At 64.5% G+C, this 15,290-nt stretch carries 13 protein-coding genes; 10 read left to right on the top strand and 3 right to left on the bottom strand.

Going from position 1 to position 15,290, the window contains the following annotated elements; all coding sequences use genetic code 11:
- Positions 1–2: 2 nt before the first annotated feature.
- Together P0652_RS14955 and P0652_RS14950 are read left to right on the top strand one after the other, a co-directional pair.
- Entirely contained in the window at positions 3–1,211 is a 1,209-nt protein-coding gene (locus tag P0652_RS14955; RefSeq protein WP_284179655.1) for a CaiB/BaiF CoA transferase family protein, read from the top strand.
- Complete coding sequence (locus P0652_RS14950) at positions 1,208–1,993, top strand: enoyl-CoA hydratase/isomerase family protein (protein ID WP_284179654.1); 786 nt, start codon at positions 1,208–1,210, stop codon at positions 1,991–1,993. Before P0652_RS14955 ends, P0652_RS14950 begins: the two co-directional genes overlap by 4 nt.
- 6 nt (positions 1,994–1,999) lie before the next feature.
- On the opposite strand, the gene P0652_RS14945 is transcribed toward P0652_RS14950, so the two are convergent.
- Entirely contained in the window at positions 2,000–2,653 is a 654-nt protein-coding gene (locus P0652_RS14945) for a GntR family transcriptional regulator (RefSeq protein ID WP_284179908.1), read from the bottom strand.
- A gap of 297 nt (positions 2,654–2,950) precedes the next feature.
- The gene (locus P0652_RS14940) at positions 2,951–4,342 is read right to left on the bottom strand and encodes an SAF domain-containing protein (RefSeq protein WP_284179653.1); all 1,392 of its coding nucleotides are present in this window, start codon (positions 4,340–4,342) and stop codon (positions 2,951–2,953) included.
- A 121-nt stretch (positions 4,343–4,463) separates the two neighbouring features.
- Here P0652_RS14940 and P0652_RS14935 point away from each other — a divergent pair, with 121 nt between their 5' ends.
- From P0652_RS14935 to P0652_RS14925, 3 genes are read left to right on the top strand one after another with little or no spacing between them, the layout of a single operon-like run.
- Positions 4,464–5,456, top strand: coding sequence for a tripartite tricarboxylate transporter substrate binding protein (locus P0652_RS14935; protein WP_284179652.1), 993 nt, complete (start codon positions 4,464–4,466; stop codon positions 5,454–5,456).
- A 12-nt stretch (positions 5,457–5,468) separates the two neighbouring features.
- Positions 5,469–5,957: a tripartite tricarboxylate transporter TctB family protein gene (locus P0652_RS14930; protein ID WP_284179651.1), complete on the top strand. Its 489-nt coding sequence runs from the start codon at positions 5,469–5,471 to the stop codon at positions 5,955–5,957.
- A 7-nt stretch (positions 5,958–5,964) separates the two neighbouring features.
- Complete coding sequence (locus P0652_RS14925) at positions 5,965–7,464, top strand: tripartite tricarboxylate transporter permease (RefSeq protein WP_284179650.1); 1,500 nt, start codon at positions 5,965–5,967, stop codon at positions 7,462–7,464.
- An 83-nt stretch (positions 7,465–7,547) separates the two neighbouring features.
- Here the strand turns inward: P0652_RS14925 and P0652_RS14920 are convergent, their stop codons facing one another.
- Entirely contained in the window at positions 7,548–8,558 is a 1,011-nt protein-coding gene (locus tag P0652_RS14920) for a 4-hydroxythreonine-4-phosphate dehydrogenase PdxA (RefSeq protein ID WP_284179649.1), read from the bottom strand.
- 217 nt (positions 8,559–8,775) lie between these two features.
- Here P0652_RS14920 and P0652_RS14915 point away from each other — a divergent pair, with 217 nt between their 5' ends.
- The 5 genes from P0652_RS14915 (at position 8,776) to P0652_RS14895 (ending at position 15,288) form a co-directional block, all read left to right on the top strand.
- Positions 8,776–10,221: an FAD-binding oxidoreductase gene (locus P0652_RS14915; protein WP_284179648.1), complete on the top strand. Its 1,446-nt coding sequence runs from the start codon at positions 8,776–8,778 to the stop codon at positions 10,219–10,221.
- A gap of 9 nt (positions 10,222–10,230) precedes the next feature.
- Positions 10,231–10,638, top strand: coding sequence for a hypothetical protein (locus P0652_RS14910; RefSeq protein WP_284179647.1), 408 nt, complete (start codon positions 10,231–10,233; stop codon positions 10,636–10,638).
- 3 nt (positions 10,639–10,641) lie between these two features.
- Entirely contained in the window at positions 10,642–11,709 is a 1,068-nt protein-coding gene (locus tag P0652_RS14905; protein WP_284179646.1) for a hypothetical protein, read from the top strand.
- Positions 11,699–12,004: a hypothetical protein gene (locus P0652_RS14900; RefSeq protein ID WP_284179645.1), complete on the top strand. Its 306-nt coding sequence runs from the start codon at positions 11,699–11,701 to the stop codon at positions 12,002–12,004. Before P0652_RS14905 ends, P0652_RS14900 begins: the two co-directional genes overlap by 11 nt.
- Positions 12,005–12,456: 452 nt before the next feature.
- Complete coding sequence (locus tag P0652_RS14895) at positions 12,457–15,288, top strand: glycosyltransferase (protein WP_284179644.1); 2,832 nt, start codon at positions 12,457–12,459, stop codon at positions 15,286–15,288.
- The last annotated feature ends 2 nt before the right edge of the window (positions 15,289–15,290 follow it).

Here is a 15,290-nt window from a genome sequence, read left to right as displayed (position 1 = left end):
CCATGCCCAGACCCGCGCCCTCGACCGCGCTCCGACCTCTCCGCGTGATCGACCTGTCCCGTGTGCGCGCCGGACCGACCTGCGTGCGCATTTTCGCCGATTTCGGCGCTGACGTGATCAAGGTCGAGCCGCCGCCGGGGCTTGATCCGAACGAGAACATGAGCGGGCCACGCCACGGCTACGACATGCAGAACCTGCACCGGAACAAGCGCTCGCTGACGCTCAACCTCAAGAAGCCGTCCGGCATGGCTGTCCTGCTGCGCCTGCTGGAGACGGCCGACCTCCTGATCGAGAATTTCCGCCCTGACGTGAAGGGCAAGCTCGGCCTCGATTTCGAAACGCTGCACATGCTCAACCCGCGCCTGATCCTCGTATCGCTGTCCGGTTTCGGCCAGACCGGGCCTTATCGCAGCCGCTCCGGCTTCGACCAGATCGCGCAGGGCATGGGCGGGCTGATGTCGGTTACCGGGCTGCCGGGTCAGGGGCCGGTTCGGGCCGGGATCGCGGTGGCGGATTCGGCCGCCGGCCTCTATGCCGCGATCGGCGCGCTGGTTGCCCTGCAAGAGCGGTCCGTATCGGGCCTCGGCCAATGGGTGCAGACATCGCTTCTCGAAGCGCAGATCGGCATGATGGATTTTCAGGCCGCACGCTACCTCGTCGAGGGCAAGGTCCCGCCGCAATCCGGCAATGACCACCCGTATTCGACGCCGATGGGCGTCTACCGGACGCGCAATGGGCATATCAATATTGCTGTCGGCGCCGAAGGGCACTGGCGCGCTTTCTGCGCCGCCATTGGCGAGGCGGACTGGGCTGATGACCCGGATTACAATTCGCTCGAAAAGCGCTTTGCCCGCCGGCCGCAGCTACGCGAGCGTCTCGAAGCGATCCTTGCCCGCGAGGATTCAGCCTATTGGCTGGAACGGCTTGAAGCAGCAGCCGTGCCGGCCGGGCCGATCTATGCCGTGGACGAGATGTTCGAGGATCCGCAGGTCAGGCATCTCGGGATCGCGAAGCCGGTCACCCATCCGTCGCTGGGCGAGATCCGGCTGATCGGCGAGCCGGTCACCCTGTCGCGCACGCCGGCCAGCCTGGCCACGCCGACGCCCGATGCCGGCGACCACAATGCGGAAATCCTTGCCGAACTCGGCTATTCCGGGAGCGAGATCGATTCGTTGCTGGCCGAACACGGCCCGGGGGAGCCCACACCATGACCGACGCGGCCGCCGAGATCCTATTCTCGCATGAGAACGGGATCGGTATCATTACTCTGAACCGGCCGCAGGCCCGGAACGCGCTGACCTTCGCCATGTACGAGGAAATCGCTCGGATTGCGGCCGATCCGCAGGCCATGGGCGCCACACGCGCGCTGATCCTCACCGGCGCGGGCGACAAGGCCTTCGCCGCCGGCACCGATATCGCCCAGTTCCGCGATTTCCGCACGCCAGAAGATGCACTCGCCTACGAGGACCGGATCGAGCGCGTTCTCGACACGCTCGAAGCCTGCCCGGTTCCCACCATTGCCGCGATCTCCGGCGCGGTGACAGGCGGTGGTGCAGCCATCGCCGCCTGCTGCGACCTCCGCATCGCCACCGAATCCGCCCGTTTCGGGTTCCCGATCGCCCGGACGCTCGGCAATTGCCTCTCGATGCGGAATTATGCGCGCCTCAATGCCCTCTTGGGCCCCGCCCGCGTGAAGGACATGATCTTCACTGCACGGCTGATCGAGGCGGAGGAGGGGCGTGCGATCGGCCTGTTCAGCGAGATCCTGCCCGACTACGCCGCTCTGACCGCGCGGATGATGAGCCTCGCCGCGCTGATCGCCGGTCATGCGCCGTTGACCCTCCGCGCGACCAAGGAGTCGCTCCGCCGGATCGGGCAGGGCGGGGATCCCGATGACAGCGAATGGATCCTGAACTGCTATCTCAGCGGCGACTTCAAGGAAGGCATGGAAGCCTTCCTCGCCAAGCGCCCGCCGGACTGGAAGGGCCGCTGAGCGGCTTCAAATCGCGTCGCGGACGCGGTCGAGCGTCTTGTCGAGGTGCCGGCCGAGCACTTCCGACAATTTCTCGCCGTCCCGTGCCAGCAGCGCGAGGTTCATTTCCTCGTGCTCGGCCACGGCGCCGGCCCAGCGTTCCGGCAACTCATTCCCGATGAACCGCACCCGCTTGATCCGCGCCTGAAGCTGCTCATGCACCTGGGTGAGGGCATTGTTGCCGCTGGCCCGGACAATCGCCGAATGGATTTCCTGATTGAGCTTGAAATAGGCCAGCCGGTTGCGGTCCGCATAGAGCCGCAGCATCTGCTTGTGCAGATCGGCGATTTCCGCGATCTCGGCATCGCTCGCATGGGCGCAGGTCAGCCGGGCGGCGAGCTGCTCCAGGGTTTTGAGCACGTCGAGAATGTCGCGGATGTCCTTCTCCGAGAATCGCCGGACAATCGCGCCCTTGGCCGGAAGGATTTCTACCAGGCCTTCACTGGCCAGCGTCTTGATGGCTTCGCGCAACGGCGTGCGCGAAACGCCGAGCGAGGCGCCGACCGGCCCCTCGTTGATCCGCGTGCCGGGCGGCAGCTTGCCCTCGATGATCATGTCGCGGAGCTGGTTGAGCACCGCATCATGCAGCGTCACCCGCGTGATCCGTTGCACGCCATCCATGGCTTCGTCGGAGACGGCCCAGGTCTTTTTTCCGGAATCGGCCACGTTTCCCCTCGCGTCGCGCTTCCCTGTCGCGTTTCCTTGTTGCCAGAACCGGGATTCGATTTCTAGAACCCCAGCCGACCCTTGATGGCATAAATCCGGCGTAGATCCGGTTCTGCCCCCTGAATTTTCAGCAAAGAGGCCGAAAATGCAGGCGCTTCGCTGCCGGGTCCTCGCCGTTCCGCTGGCGTGCCCACCGGGAAGGCGCAACCAATCCTCTCTGTATGCAGAATACAGAGCGTGACGTGTAACCTGTCAAGCGCCGAGGAAGGCTGCGTCTTGCTGAAGGCGCAGGTCGAGCAAGGTCGACTTCGGCTCGATCGCGAGGTCGGAAAGCCGGATCGCCTGTCCGGCCGGCAGGTCACGTGCCAGAACGCGGTTGGCGACCAGATAATATGGCGTCGTGGCCGCTGCCAAGAGCGGCAGGGCAGGGCGCATTTCGGCTGTGACGCCATCAATCGTGTGGTGATGGCCGCGAGCCTCCAGCACAGTGCCGGCAACAAGGGGGCGAGTTGTCACCGCGACGAGATCCTGCCTCGGTGCGTAATCCGGCCCGTAGGGCGTTTCGCCCGAGGCGGCGAGATCGAACAGGCTGGTCGCAGCCTCCAGCCCGAGCAGGTGGCGCGGGAGGTAGATCATCGCGGTTTGGCCGTCCCGGCTGACGGCATGGCCCTTCTCCGCCAGCACTTGCCAGGCCGTCCGGTCCTGGCACCGGACGCAGACAAAGACACCGCCGGCAAAGCTCGCTTCATCGGCAAGTCGGATATGGTGGAACACATCCAGCCGGCATCTGCCGGAGAGGAGCCCTGCCATCTCCTGCGGTCGGAAAAGCTCGGCAATCTCGGGGATGCGGGCCACAGGGCAATGGAACCCCGCCCGGTCGGCGACAAGACCGGTCGCATTGGCGACCAGAGTCATCTCGCAGAGATCGGGCACCGCGCGCAGCGGGAAATGCCGGCCGAGCAGGCTGGCACGGTGTGCCGCGCGGTCCGCGGCCGGCAGCGCCGGGTCATTCCAGGCAGCGCCAATGCCCTCGATCCGCGCCGGAACGCCGTTGCAGGTGACGCTGTCGGATGCAGGGTCGACCACGAAATCATATTCGCTGGATTTGCCGGCACAGAGAATCTCGAAGCCGAGTATCTCTGCCCAGGTCACGAGATCGATCAGAAGGCTTGGCTGATCACCATCCACCGGGGCGATACGGACGCCATTGGCCCGCGCCTTGCGGGCGAGGATCGGTCCGGCCACGGAATCGGCTTCCTTGCTGACAAGCAGGACGTGGCGCTGCGAGTCGATGGCCGCGAGGCTGTGGCGCGCCGCCGCTTCCGGATGCCCCGTCGCTTCGACGAGAATGTCGAACGGCAGGTCAAGAACGATATCGAGGCTGCCGGCTGCAACGAGCTTCCCCGCCTGATGCGCGGCCTGGGCCTCGCGGTCGGTCATGCACAAGGCCACATCATGCGGATCATGCCCGGCAGCCACGAAGGCGCGGCCGGCGGTTTCCGCTGTCAGGTCGACGGCGATACGCGGCGCGAGGCGCGGAATATGGCGCGCCTGCGTGATCAGGCTCAGCCCGAATTGCCCGCTTCCGATCACGCAGAGGCTGACCGGGGCAGCGAGCTCGGCAAATCGATGGTGATGGTTCATGGCGGGGGATCCTGTTTACGGGAACAGGATGAATGTTGCATGCTGCATACAGTTATGACAAGTTGTCACAAGGCAGGCCGCTCAAGGGCCTGTGGCGAAGCATGAGCAATGGGAGGAAAGAATGGCACGCAAATTAGGAATAGCGCTGGGCTTCCTGGCCGCCGGCATGGCTGGCGCGGCTGCGCAAGGCTGGCAGCCGACCAAGCCGGTCGAATTCGTCGTGACGTCCAGCCCGGGCGGCGGCACCGACAATTTCACCCGGATGATCCAGTCGATCATCCTGAAGTACAAGCTGATCGACCAGCCGATCGTCGTCAGCAACAAGGGCGGCGGTTCGGGTGCGGAAGGCTATCTTGTGTCCAAGACGGCCGCCGGCGACCCCAACAAGGTCATTTTCGGCACCAACAATGCCTATCTGCTGCCCTATGTCGCCAAGCTCGGCTACAAGTTCTCGGACCTGACGCCGGTGGCCGCGTTGGCCCTCGACGAGTTCCTGCTCTGGGTCAAGGCGGATGCGCCCTACAAGACCGCCAAGGACTATATCGAGGCGGTCAAGGCCAAGCCCGAGACCTACAAGATGGGCGGCAGCCAGTCGAAGGATACTGACCAGACGCTGACCAGCATCCTCTCCACAGTTACGGGTGCAAAATTCATCTATGTCCCGTTCCAGGGCGGTGGCGCGGTCGGCACCCAGCTCGCCGGGGGGCATATCAACTCGCATACCAACAACCCGAACGAGAGCATCGGCCAGTGGAAGGCCGGGCAGGTCCGCCCGCTCTGCGTCTTCTCGCCGGCGCGCCTGCCGGCCGGTCCGAAAGTCACCGAAACGCAGGGCTGGGCCGATATCCCGACCTGCAAGGAAGCCGGGATCCCGGTCGAACGCTTCCAGATGCCGCGCACGGTCTGGCTCCCGGCTGGTACGCCTGCCGGCGCGGTCCAGTTCTATGAGGGGGTCCTGAAGAAGGTCTCGGAAACCCCGGAATGGAAGGAATACATCGCCCGCACCGTCCAGACCGGCCAGTTCCTTTCGGGTGACAGCCTGAAAGCATTCGTTGCCAATGACGACAAGCTCTCGCGCGAAGTGTTCGAGCGCGAAGGCTGGATCGTGAAATAAGGGCAGCGGGCAATGGTTGCACGCTGGCAGGCGGAACTCGGGATGGCGGCCTTTCTGGCCGTCATCGGCGTCATAACCATCATCGGTGCGATGGAATACGGTGTCGGCTGGTCGCCTTCCGGCCCGGAGCCGGGCGCCTTCCCCTTCTACATGGGGATCATCATCCTGCTGGCGAGCCTCGCCAATGCCCTGCGCGCGACCTTGCCTCGCCTTCGGCCCCCGCGCTGGGCGGAGCATGCATTCCTGAAGCCGGAGCAGCTGCGGCTCGTCCTCGGCTTCACGCTGCCGATCCTCGGCCTTGTTGTCGTCAGCCTGATGCTCGGCCTCTATGTCGGAATGGCACTCTATCTGTTCGGCACGCTCGTGCTGCAGAACCGCTACCCCATGCTCAAGGCTGGCCTCATCGCCCTGGCGACACCGTTCCTCGCCTATCTGCTGATCGAGCGGGTCTTCAAGGTCGGCATGCTGAAAGGCCCCCTCGAAGCCTGGCTGGGGCTGTGAGGTTGCCATGGATGGATTTTCCGGCCTCCTGCATGGGTTCGGCGTCGCACTGACCTGGTATCACGTCATGCTGATGGTGATCGGCGTGCTGCTCGGCATCCTTGTCGGTGTCCTTCCGGGGCTGGGCGCCCCGAACGGCGTCTCGCTCCTGCTGCCGCTCACGTTCACGATGGACCCTGTCTCGGCCATTATCCTGCTGACAAGCATGTATTGGGGCGCGCTGTTCGGCGGCTCGACCACGTCGATCCTGTTCAACATCCCGGGCGAGCCCTCTTCTGTTGCGACAACCTTTGACGGCTATCCGATGGCGCAGAATGGCCGCGCCACCGAGGCCCTCAGCTTTGCCTTTCTCTCGGCCGGTTTCGGCGCGATCGTGGGCGTCCTGCTGATCACCGCGCTTTCCGGCTGGGTGACGCAATTCGCGCTGAAATTCTCCTCGCCGGAATTCTTCGGTGTCTATTTCCTGGCCTTTGCCAGCTTTGTCGGCCTGTCCGGCGCCCCTCCTTTGAAGGCCGCGGTCTCGATCGCCCTCGGTTTCTCGCTGGCCGGCGTCGGCATGGATTCGGTCTCGGGAAGCCTGAGGCTGACATTCGGCTTCGATGTGCTGCTGGCAGGCATCAGCTTCCTCGTGGCGGTGATCGGCCTGTTCGGTATCGGCGAATTGATCCTGACCATCGAAGACGGGCTGAAGCTTGACGGCATCCGCGCAAAGATCACCCCGCGCGATGTGCTGCGGACAGCGGCGCAGATGCCGAAGCACTGGGCGACGTTGCTGCGCTCGTCCATTGTCGGTTGCTGGATGGGCATCACGCCGGGCGGCCCGACGGCGGCCTCCTTCATGTCCTACGGTCTGGCCAAGCGCTTCTCGGCCTATCGCGCCAATTTCGGCAAGGGTGAGCCGGATGGCGTGATCGCACCCGAAACGGCCGATCACTCTGCCGGCACCTCGGCGATGCTGCCGATGATGGCGCTCGGCCTGCCGGGCTCCGCCACCGCCGCCGTCATGCTCGGCGGGCTGATGATCTGGGGCCTCAATCCCGGGCCGATGCTGTTCGTCGAAAGGCCGGATTTCGTCTGGGGCCTGATTGCCTCGATGTATCTCGGCAATGTCGTGGCGGTCGTGCTGGTTCTCGCCACGGTGCCGCTCTTCGCCTCGATCCTGCGCATCCCCTTTGCCATTATCGGCCCGCTTATCGTCGTCGTCTGCTTCATCGGGGCCTACACGATCGCCGGGCGGCCTTTCGATCTCTGGTTGGCCCTGGCCTTTGGCGTGCTGGGCTATGTGTTCAAGAAGCTCGACTACCCGATCGCGCCGCTGATCCTCGCCATGGTGATCGGCGACAAGGCAGAAGATGCTTTCCGGCAATCGATGATCATGTCGAAGGGATCGCTGACGATCTTCTGGTCCAACCCGCTGGTCACGGGCCTGATGCTGCTCGGCCTCGTCCTGCTCTTTTGGCCTCTCCTCGGGACACTGCGCCAGCGGCTCCGGCCCTCGCGGGTCTGAAGGGCGAGCGCCTTTCGCAGGATCAAACGAAAACGCCGCCCGGAAAGGCGGCGTTTTTCATCCCTAAAGGCTTGGAAAGTTGCTCAGGCCGCCCGGCGGCGGGCGGCGGCCATGCGCGTTGCGATTCCCATCGCATTCCTCATCGCATCGGGATTGGCGATGCCCTTGCCGGCAATGTCATAGGCCGAGCCATGGGCAGCCGTGGCGATGGGGAAGGGGTAGCCACCGAGGACAGTCACGCCCTGGTCAAAACCGATCAGCTTCATCGCGATCTGGCCCTGATCGTGATACATCGTCAGCACGGCATCGAATTCGCCCTTGCGCGCCCGGACGAAAACCGTGTCGGACGGGAAGGGGCCTGCGCAGGCAATGCCCTCACGCTGGCCGGCAGCCACCACGGGCTCCAGTACATCGATATCCTCGCGGCCGAAATTCCCGCCATCCCCGGCATGGGGGTTGAGCCCGGCCACGGCAATGCGCGGCCGCGACCAGCCGGCGGCCCGCATCGCCTGATCGGTCAACCGCAGGGCGCGGGTCACATTCTCGGCGGTGATCAGCGCGGCAACGCCGGAAATCGGCACATGCGAGGTGACGCGGGCATTCCAGAGATCCGGCAGGATGTTGAACTCGCTCGCGGTTCCCTTGAAATCGAGGAACTCGTTCATGAACACGACCTCATCCTCATAGGCGGGGTAGGAGAGCCGCATCGACGCCTTGTTGAAGGGCGAGAAGGTCACCCCGTCCACAAGCCCGGCCTTGGCCAAGGCCAGCCCCTTGCGGAAATTCGCCATCGCCGCATCGCCCGCCGGCTTCTGCAATTCGCCAGGGCGGATCGTGGCAGGGTCGAGATGGGCCATGTCGATCAGCACCGGGCCGTTGCTGGCGGGGATCGGATCGCCATCGCCGATGGTCGGCAGGGAGACAGTCACGCCTGCGGCCCGCGCGCCGGCCGCAAGCACCCGCGCATCGCCGATCGCGATGATCCGCGCGGCGGCATTGATGTCGCTGTCGCTGAGGATGCGGGCGGAAAGTTCCGGGCCGATGCCCGCCGGACAGCCGATCACATGGGCAAGGACAGGCCGGCTGGCATCCATTGTCGAAACTCCTTCAGAAGGGCGGGGGCGGTGGGAAACCACCTCGGAGCCTAACCTAGAAACCTCACCCGGATTGGTCAAGTATGCTGTATACAGCGTGCGCGATCTTTTGTGCGAAAGGAGCCGCAAACAGGCCGGCTCGGCATCGCTTGGCCCGTCGCCGACAATCTGTATCCTCCGGCAGGTTGGACGGTGCGATTCCCCGGGGGAGGTGACCATGCCGAAAATGACGCGGCGTGCCGTGATGGCAGGGGCCGGGGCGATTGCCTTTTCCACCCTGCCGCGCGTCTCGCGCGGGCAGACACGGCTGATCATGAACGATGCCAGCCGATTGAACCCCACGCCGGTGGCGCGGCACTGGCACGCCCGCAACGCCGAGGCCGATCTCGTGGCAGCGCTACGGCGCGAACTCAAGGCCGCTGAAGGCGAGGGACGCCCGGTTTGCGTGGGTGCCGCGCGCCATTCGATGGGCGGGCAGGCCCTCATCCGTGATGGCGTGGCCATGACGCTCGACATCAACCAGACTGAGCTGGACCGCGCCGGCAAGCAGTTTCGCACGGCGGGCGGCACGCGCTGGCATCAGGTGATCGCAACGCTCGATCCCCAGGGTTTCTCGCCGGCTGTGATGCAGTCGAACAGCGATTTCGGTGTGGCGGCGACCTTCTCGGTCAATGCGCATGGCTGGCCAACGCCCTACGGCCCCTTCGGTGCGACGGTGCGCGCCTTCCGGATCATGCTGGCCGATGGCACGATCATCCGCTGCTCGCGCGAGGAGAATCCCGAGCTTTTCGGCCTCGCCATGGGCGGATATGGCGCTTTCGGCATTATCCTCGACCTTGACGTCGAGATGGTCGAGAACATGCTCCTCCGCCCGAAATTCGAGGCCATGCCGGCAGGCGAATTTGCGCCGCGCTTCATCGCCGCTGCCAATGATCCTGCCGTGCCGATGATCTATGGCCGCCTCAATGTCGAACGCGGCAGCTTCTTTGAGGAGGCTTTGCTCGTCACCTATCGGCGCGAGCCTGTTCCCGCTGCCGGTTTGCCGCCGGCCACGCGGGAAAGCGCGTTGAGCGGCTTCTCACGCCGCGTCTATCGGGCTCAGGTCGAACGGGAATGGGGCAAGAGCCTACGCTGGTTCATGGAAAAGACAGCTGGGCCGACGCTGTCCTCCGGTATTTCCTCGCGGAACAGCCTGATGAACGAGCCTGTGCTGAACCTCGCGAACCGGGATTACCGCCGGACGGATATTCTGCATGAGTATTTCATCGCGCCCGATCAGTTTGGCGCCTTTGTCGAGGGCTGCCGGCGCATTATCCCCCGGGCCTCGGCCGAGTTCCTCAATGTCACTCTGCGCCATGTGAAGCGCGATTCCACAAGTCTGCTTTCCTATGCCACCACGGACCGGATCGCCGCCGTCATGTCCTTCTCGCAGAAGAACAATCCGAATGGCGAAACCGATATGATCGCCACCACCGAAGCGCTGATCGACATGGTCGGGAACATTGGCGGCAGCTATTATTTGCCCTATCGCCTGCATGCACGCCCGGACCAGTTTCTCTCGATCTATCCCGGCGCGCCCCTTTTTGCGGCCCGCAAGCGCCAGATCGACCCGAAGCTCCTGTTCCGAAACGCGTTATGGGATGCCTATCTTGACCGTCTGTAAGGAGCGCTGATGACCCCCCGCCATGTCTGCCTTGGCTATGCCCTTGCGCTGCTCGTCGCCGGATCGCTCAACTACATTCCCGGGCTGACCGATGCGCAGGGCCGCGCCTTCGGCATCTTCGCGCTCGATATCTATGATGACGCGCTCCATTGGGCCTCCGCGCTCTGGGCAGCCATCGCAGCCTTCATCTCGCGGCACGCCGCGCTGGCATTCCTCAAGGGTTTTGGCAGCCTCTATCTCGCCGATGGCGCCCTCGGGCTTGCGACTGGGTCCGGCTTCCTTGATCTCGGCATCCTGATCCACGGCGTGCAGGCCATGCCGTTCGGGTTCAAGATCCTGGCCAACCTGCCGCATCTCGCGTTGGGCGGGTTTGCCGTCCTCGCCGGCTTCGTGCTGTTCCGGCGCGAAACGGCCTGAGCGATGCGGCGCCTGTTCCGCCTCCTGCGGGTTTTCGGTCTTGTGACGATCTTGCTGGGCATCCTTGCGGCTGCCCCGATCCTTTACGTCGAGACCCAATGCTTCGGGCCGCCCCCGGCCGAGCCGGCAAAGCGCGATGCGATCCTTGCGCCGGAGCATCATCGTGCACTTGTCGACACGCTGTTGACCTATCCCGAATGGTCGATCGTCCATGCCTACGAGGATCTGGCCATCGTCTCGCGCCGCGAGGGGGAGGGCGCCTTCGCCTATCGTGCGGCGATTGCCGGCTATTGGCGCAACCTCTGCGCGTTGGCCCGCACAGCCTCGTCGCGGGGGTCGGTCTCGTCGGAGATGAAGGCGATGCTCTATGTCATCGGAGTCAGCGTTTCGGCCGAGTTAGGACTCAAGGGCATCTACGAAACCACGCTCGGCGCCTTGTTCCGGCCCTCGGCTCCGCCATTTCCGGCGGAAGACCAGCTCGCATGGCAGATGGGCGATGCCTACGCTGCCTTCCTCCAGCAGACACCATGGTATGCTTTCCCGTTCGGCGAGTATCTCGGCCGGCTCTGGGCACTACCCTGGCAGGGCACGGCACCGGCCCGTTCGATCGAACGGCGTCTCGCCCTCTCGCTCGAATGGGGCGGCAAGGCGCTTTATGCGAAGGCAATGGCCGCTGCGGCAGGGTTGTCTCCCGCCAGCCTGACGATCCGCAGCGTCCTGTCCGGCATGGAGCCGACCGCCGATGCACGGATCATCGAGAAGCGGCCGGATGGCAGCGTGATCGTCGAGACGCCGCGCTATCGAGCTTTTACTGCGTTCCTGTTGCTACAGATTGCTGGCGGCCATCGCGTCATCGAGATTGCCGGGCAGGCCGAGATCCTTGTCACGGTGCTGGTTCCCGAGGGCTGGCAGGCACCGCAGAACCTGCCGCCGGCCCTGATCGCCGTGCCCCTGCAGGCGAGCCCCGGCTGGCAGCGCATCGGCTTTCTCGTCCGGCTTGAAACCCTGCCGGGCCTGAAGGCTGCGCTGGACAAGGCTGGTGGTCGCTTCGAGCACGCCTATGATTATTGACCGGCAGCGCTTCGACTGGCTGGCCGGCGCTGCTCTGGCGCTGGCAGGCTGGTGGAGCTTGCTGCTGGCCTTTCCGCTTCTGAGGGCCGAGCCCGGCATCGTCACCGTTATCGCCCTGTCCGAGTCCCGGCTATTCCGGGCCATTGCCGCATCGGACGTGGCCCTGCTCGAGGGCAGCGGCCGTGTGATGGTGCTGGCTGGCCGTAGCCCCGGCTTTGTGCGCCAGCTCTATGCCGCCGGTGGCGTGGTGGTTCTTGCAACGGACGGGCGAGGCTGCACCGGCCTCCGAAAATGAGGAAGCGCCGGCAGAGAATTGCCGGCTTCCTGAATGGCCAGCGCGACGGGGCTGCACCGAAACAGGGTGAATCCTTGCCGGCGAAAGCTGACCAAAGTTTAGGCGTTCCGCCTTGCAGCTGGGCGCCCGGATTCCGGCTCTTGATGCCGGAACAGGCAGAAAATCGCCCCCGGGGACGCAGAATCGGCTTCCGCAGCGGCAATTCGCCCTGCGACGGCATGGCCTCTTGCCTCGTGCAGCCAGGAAAATGGCTTGGTCCGGCCCTTGCTTGATGCACTGCGAAATCTTTCGCGGTTTCGCGGCGGTTCACAGGAATTATTCATCTGGCATACAGCCAGCCATCGGCATAACCCGCACGAAATCGAAGAGATTCCGCAAGCCGTCGAAACAGCGCATCAGGCGCCGCAGAGAAGGTTTGCGCCAGCAACCCTAACCTTGGTCGAAGTCCTGCCGTGAGTGCTCCCTCTTTCGTCCGGTTCCTGACCCGCCTGCCGGTTCTTGCCGCTCTGCTCGTCACCCTGCTTCATGCCACCCTATGGGGTTGGTATCAGGAGGTACGACACGCACCTGACCTTGTCGGGCGGCTCGCCAGCATGTCCTACACGGCCTTCGAGGGTCAGAAGCGCGAGCGCGGTGACGGCTATGTTCCGACCGCTGACCAGATCCGCAACGATTTCCGCGCCATCGCGCCCTACACGAAGGCGGTGCGTACCTACACCGTCACCGAGGGCACCGATCTGGTTCCGGGCGTCGCTGCGGAATTCGGCATGCGCGCCACGATCGGGGCCTGGTTGGACAATGATCCCGAGCGGAACACGCGTGAACTGGAGCGGGCGATCAAACTCGCCAACACGCACTGGAACGTCAATGGCATCTATGTCGGCAACGAATTGAACGTCCGCGGCGATGTGCCGATCCTGCGCGGCGAGCAGCTGACCGACGAGGAAAAGCGTGCCATCGCCACCAAGGAGAAGGACGCGCTCGAGCGTGCGACCGTGAACCGGCTCATCAAGCTGATGCGCCGCGTCAAGGCCGAGACGGGCGGCCGGGTGCCGGTCTCCACCGGTGAAATCTATACGGTTTGGCTGAAATATCCGGAACTGGTCGAAGCGGCGGATTTCATCGCCATCCACGTCCTGCCCTACTGGGAAGGCACGCCGGCCAATCAGGCCGTGGACAGCACATTTGAAATCCTGTCGAAGGTGCAGGCGGCCTATCCGAACAAGAAGGTGAAAATCTCGGAATTCGGCTGGCCGAGCGCCGGCTACAATCGCCATGGCGCTGCGCCGGGTCGGCTTGAACAGGCCGTCATCCTCCGCGATTTCGCGGCGCGGGCAAACTGGCTGGGCGTCGATTACAACATCATCGAAGCCTATGACCAGCCGTGGAAGACCTTCGAAGGCGGCGTCGGCCCCTACTGGGGTGCTTTCTCCACCGATCGCAACACCAAGTTCCCCTGGACTGGCCCGATCCATGACCGGGGCTACACCGAAAAAGCAACCGTTGCCGTCATTGCCGGCCTCCTGCTGAGCCTGCTGATCCTGTTCCTGCAGGGCCGCGGCCCGCTTCGCGTCACCACCCGCCAGGCGCTCGTGCTCACGCTTGCGGCAAACGCCGTTGGCGCCTGGGCGGCGTTCGCCTGGGGCCATTGGGTGCTGCATTATTTCGTGCCAGGCGCAGCCTTCGCGTTCCTGCTTGGCATGGTGCTGCTGGTGCCGCTGGTCATCGTGGCGCTGAACCACATTGCCGAGATCGCGCAGTTCCTGTTTGGCCGCAAGCCGAGCCGCCTGCTCGCGGCCGGCCGTCTGGCCCAGGCTGCGCCGTTGCCGAAGGTCTCGATCCACATTCCGGCCTGCCGCGAGCCGGCCGAGATGCTGAAGGAGACGCTCGATTCCGTTGCCCGGCTCGACTATCCCGATTTCGAATGTATCGTTCTGATCAACAACACGCCGGACGAGGCGATGGTTGCGCCGGTGGAGGAGCATTGCCGCCTGCTTGGCCCACGCTTCAAATTCGTCAATGCCGGCCGGGTTGAAGGCTTCAAGGCCAAGGCGCTCCAGATCGCCCTCGACCATACCGATCCGGCCGCCGAGATCATCGGCGTGATTGATGCCGACTATATCGTCGATGCGAACTGGCTGCGCGATCTCGTGCCTGCCTTCGCCGATGCTCGCGTCGGCCTCGTCCAGGCCCCGCAGGATCATCGCGATGGCCGCCGCTCGCCGCTGCATCAGGCGATGAATGCCGAATATGCCGGCTTCTTCGATATCGGCATGGTGCTGCGCAACGAGGAGAACGCCATCATCACCCATGGCACGATGTGCCTTGTGCGCCGGGCTGCCCTCGAGAGCGCGGGCGGCTGGTCCGAGGATACGATCTGCGAGGATACCGATCTCGGCCTCTCGATCCTCGAGAAGGGCTGGCTCCAGCACTACACCAACCGCCGCTATGGCCGCGGCCTGCTGCCGAACACCTTCCGCGACTACAAGAAGCAGCGCCATCGCTGGGCGTCGGGCGGCATGCAGATCGTTTTCAAGCATGCCCGCGCCTTCCTGCCTGGCCGCAGCAAGCTCTCGCTGCCGCAGCGGCGCACTTTCGCGGCAGGGTGGCTCTCGTGGCTGGCCAATGAAAGCCTCGGCGTGCTGATTGCGATCCTGAATATCGTCTGGACGCCGGTTGTCGCTTTCCTGAGCATTGCCGTGCCGGACAAGATCCTCACCCTGCCGATCCTGTTCATGCTCGGCCTGTCGCTCCTGCATTTCGGCCTGCTGTACAAGCGCTGCGTCGATATGTCGGCCAAGGAGATGGCGCTGGCGCTGATGGCGCACATGTCCCTGCAATGGACGATGGCCCGCGCGGTCGGGAAGTCGCTCTTTGCCGACAAGCTCGTCTTCATCCGCACGGACAAGGGCGGCAAAGCGCAGAAGAGCGATGTCTTCGCCGCCCGTGGCGAGGCCATCATGGCTGGATTGTTGCTGGCCTCTGCAACGATGGTCGTGATGACCAACTACACCGAAGTGCGCGAGCTCTATCTGTTCGCGGCCGTCATGGTGGTGCAGGCGATTCCGTTCCTCTTCGCCGTCCTGCTGGCCCTGATGGAGCGCCTGCCGGAAAGTGCCAAGACCCGCATGGTCGAGTTCGACCTGCCGAGCCTAGAGGGACTGCGTGCGCGCGTCGCCACCAGTTGGGGCAAGCCCGCCACGGGTAATTCCATGGCGGGGGTGACGGCGGGCTCCGTCCCCTTCGCGGCCAATGATCAGGAACCGCAGCGGAAGAGCGGCTGATC

This window comes from Rhabdaerophilum sp. SD176 (assembly GCF_030143245.1).
Lineage (GTDB): Bacteria > Pseudomonadota > Alphaproteobacteria > Rhizobiales > Beijerinckiaceae > Rhabdaerophilum.
Note: the sequence above shows the minus strand (reverse complement) of the source record. Positions and strands in the feature narration are given on the sequence as shown.

What these genes read in the sequence shown, in the direction of transcription:
- P0652_RS14955 (WP_284179655.1), top strand. Translation starts at nt 3, where the DNA reads ATGCCCAGACCCGCGCCCTCGACCGCGCTCCGACCTCTCCGCGTGATC.
- P0652_RS14950 (WP_284179654.1), top strand. Translation starts at nt 1,208, where the DNA reads ATGACCGACGCGGCCGCCGAGATCCTATTCTCGCATGAGAACGGGATC.
- P0652_RS14945 (WP_284179908.1), bottom strand. Translation starts at nt 2,653, where the DNA reads ATGGATGGCGTGCAACGGATCACGCGGGTGACGCTGCATGATGCGGTG.
- P0652_RS14940 (WP_284179653.1), bottom strand. Translation starts at nt 4,342, where the DNA reads ATGAACCATCACCATCGATTTGCCGAGCTCGCTGCCCCGGTCAGCCTC.
- P0652_RS14935 (WP_284179652.1), top strand. Translation starts at nt 4,464, where the DNA reads ATGGCACGCAAATTAGGAATAGCGCTGGGCTTCCTGGCCGCCGGCATG.
- P0652_RS14930 (WP_284179651.1), top strand. Translation starts at nt 5,469, where the DNA reads ATGGTTGCACGCTGGCAGGCGGAACTCGGGATGGCGGCCTTTCTGGCC.
- P0652_RS14925 (WP_284179650.1), top strand. Translation starts at nt 5,965, where the DNA reads ATGGATGGATTTTCCGGCCTCCTGCATGGGTTCGGCGTCGCACTGACC.
- P0652_RS14920 (WP_284179649.1), bottom strand. Translation starts at nt 8,558, where the DNA reads ATGGATGCCAGCCGGCCTGTCCTTGCCCATGTGATCGGCTGTCCGGCG.
- P0652_RS14915 (WP_284179648.1), top strand. Translation starts at nt 8,776, where the DNA reads ATGCCGAAAATGACGCGGCGTGCCGTGATGGCAGGGGCCGGGGCGATT.
- P0652_RS14910 (WP_284179647.1), top strand. Translation starts at nt 10,231, where the DNA reads ATGACCCCCCGCCATGTCTGCCTTGGCTATGCCCTTGCGCTGCTCGTC.
- P0652_RS14905 (WP_284179646.1), top strand. Translation starts at nt 10,642, where the DNA reads ATGCGGCGCCTGTTCCGCCTCCTGCGGGTTTTCGGTCTTGTGACGATC.
- P0652_RS14900 (WP_284179645.1), top strand. Translation starts at nt 11,699, where the DNA reads ATGATTATTGACCGGCAGCGCTTCGACTGGCTGGCCGGCGCTGCTCTG.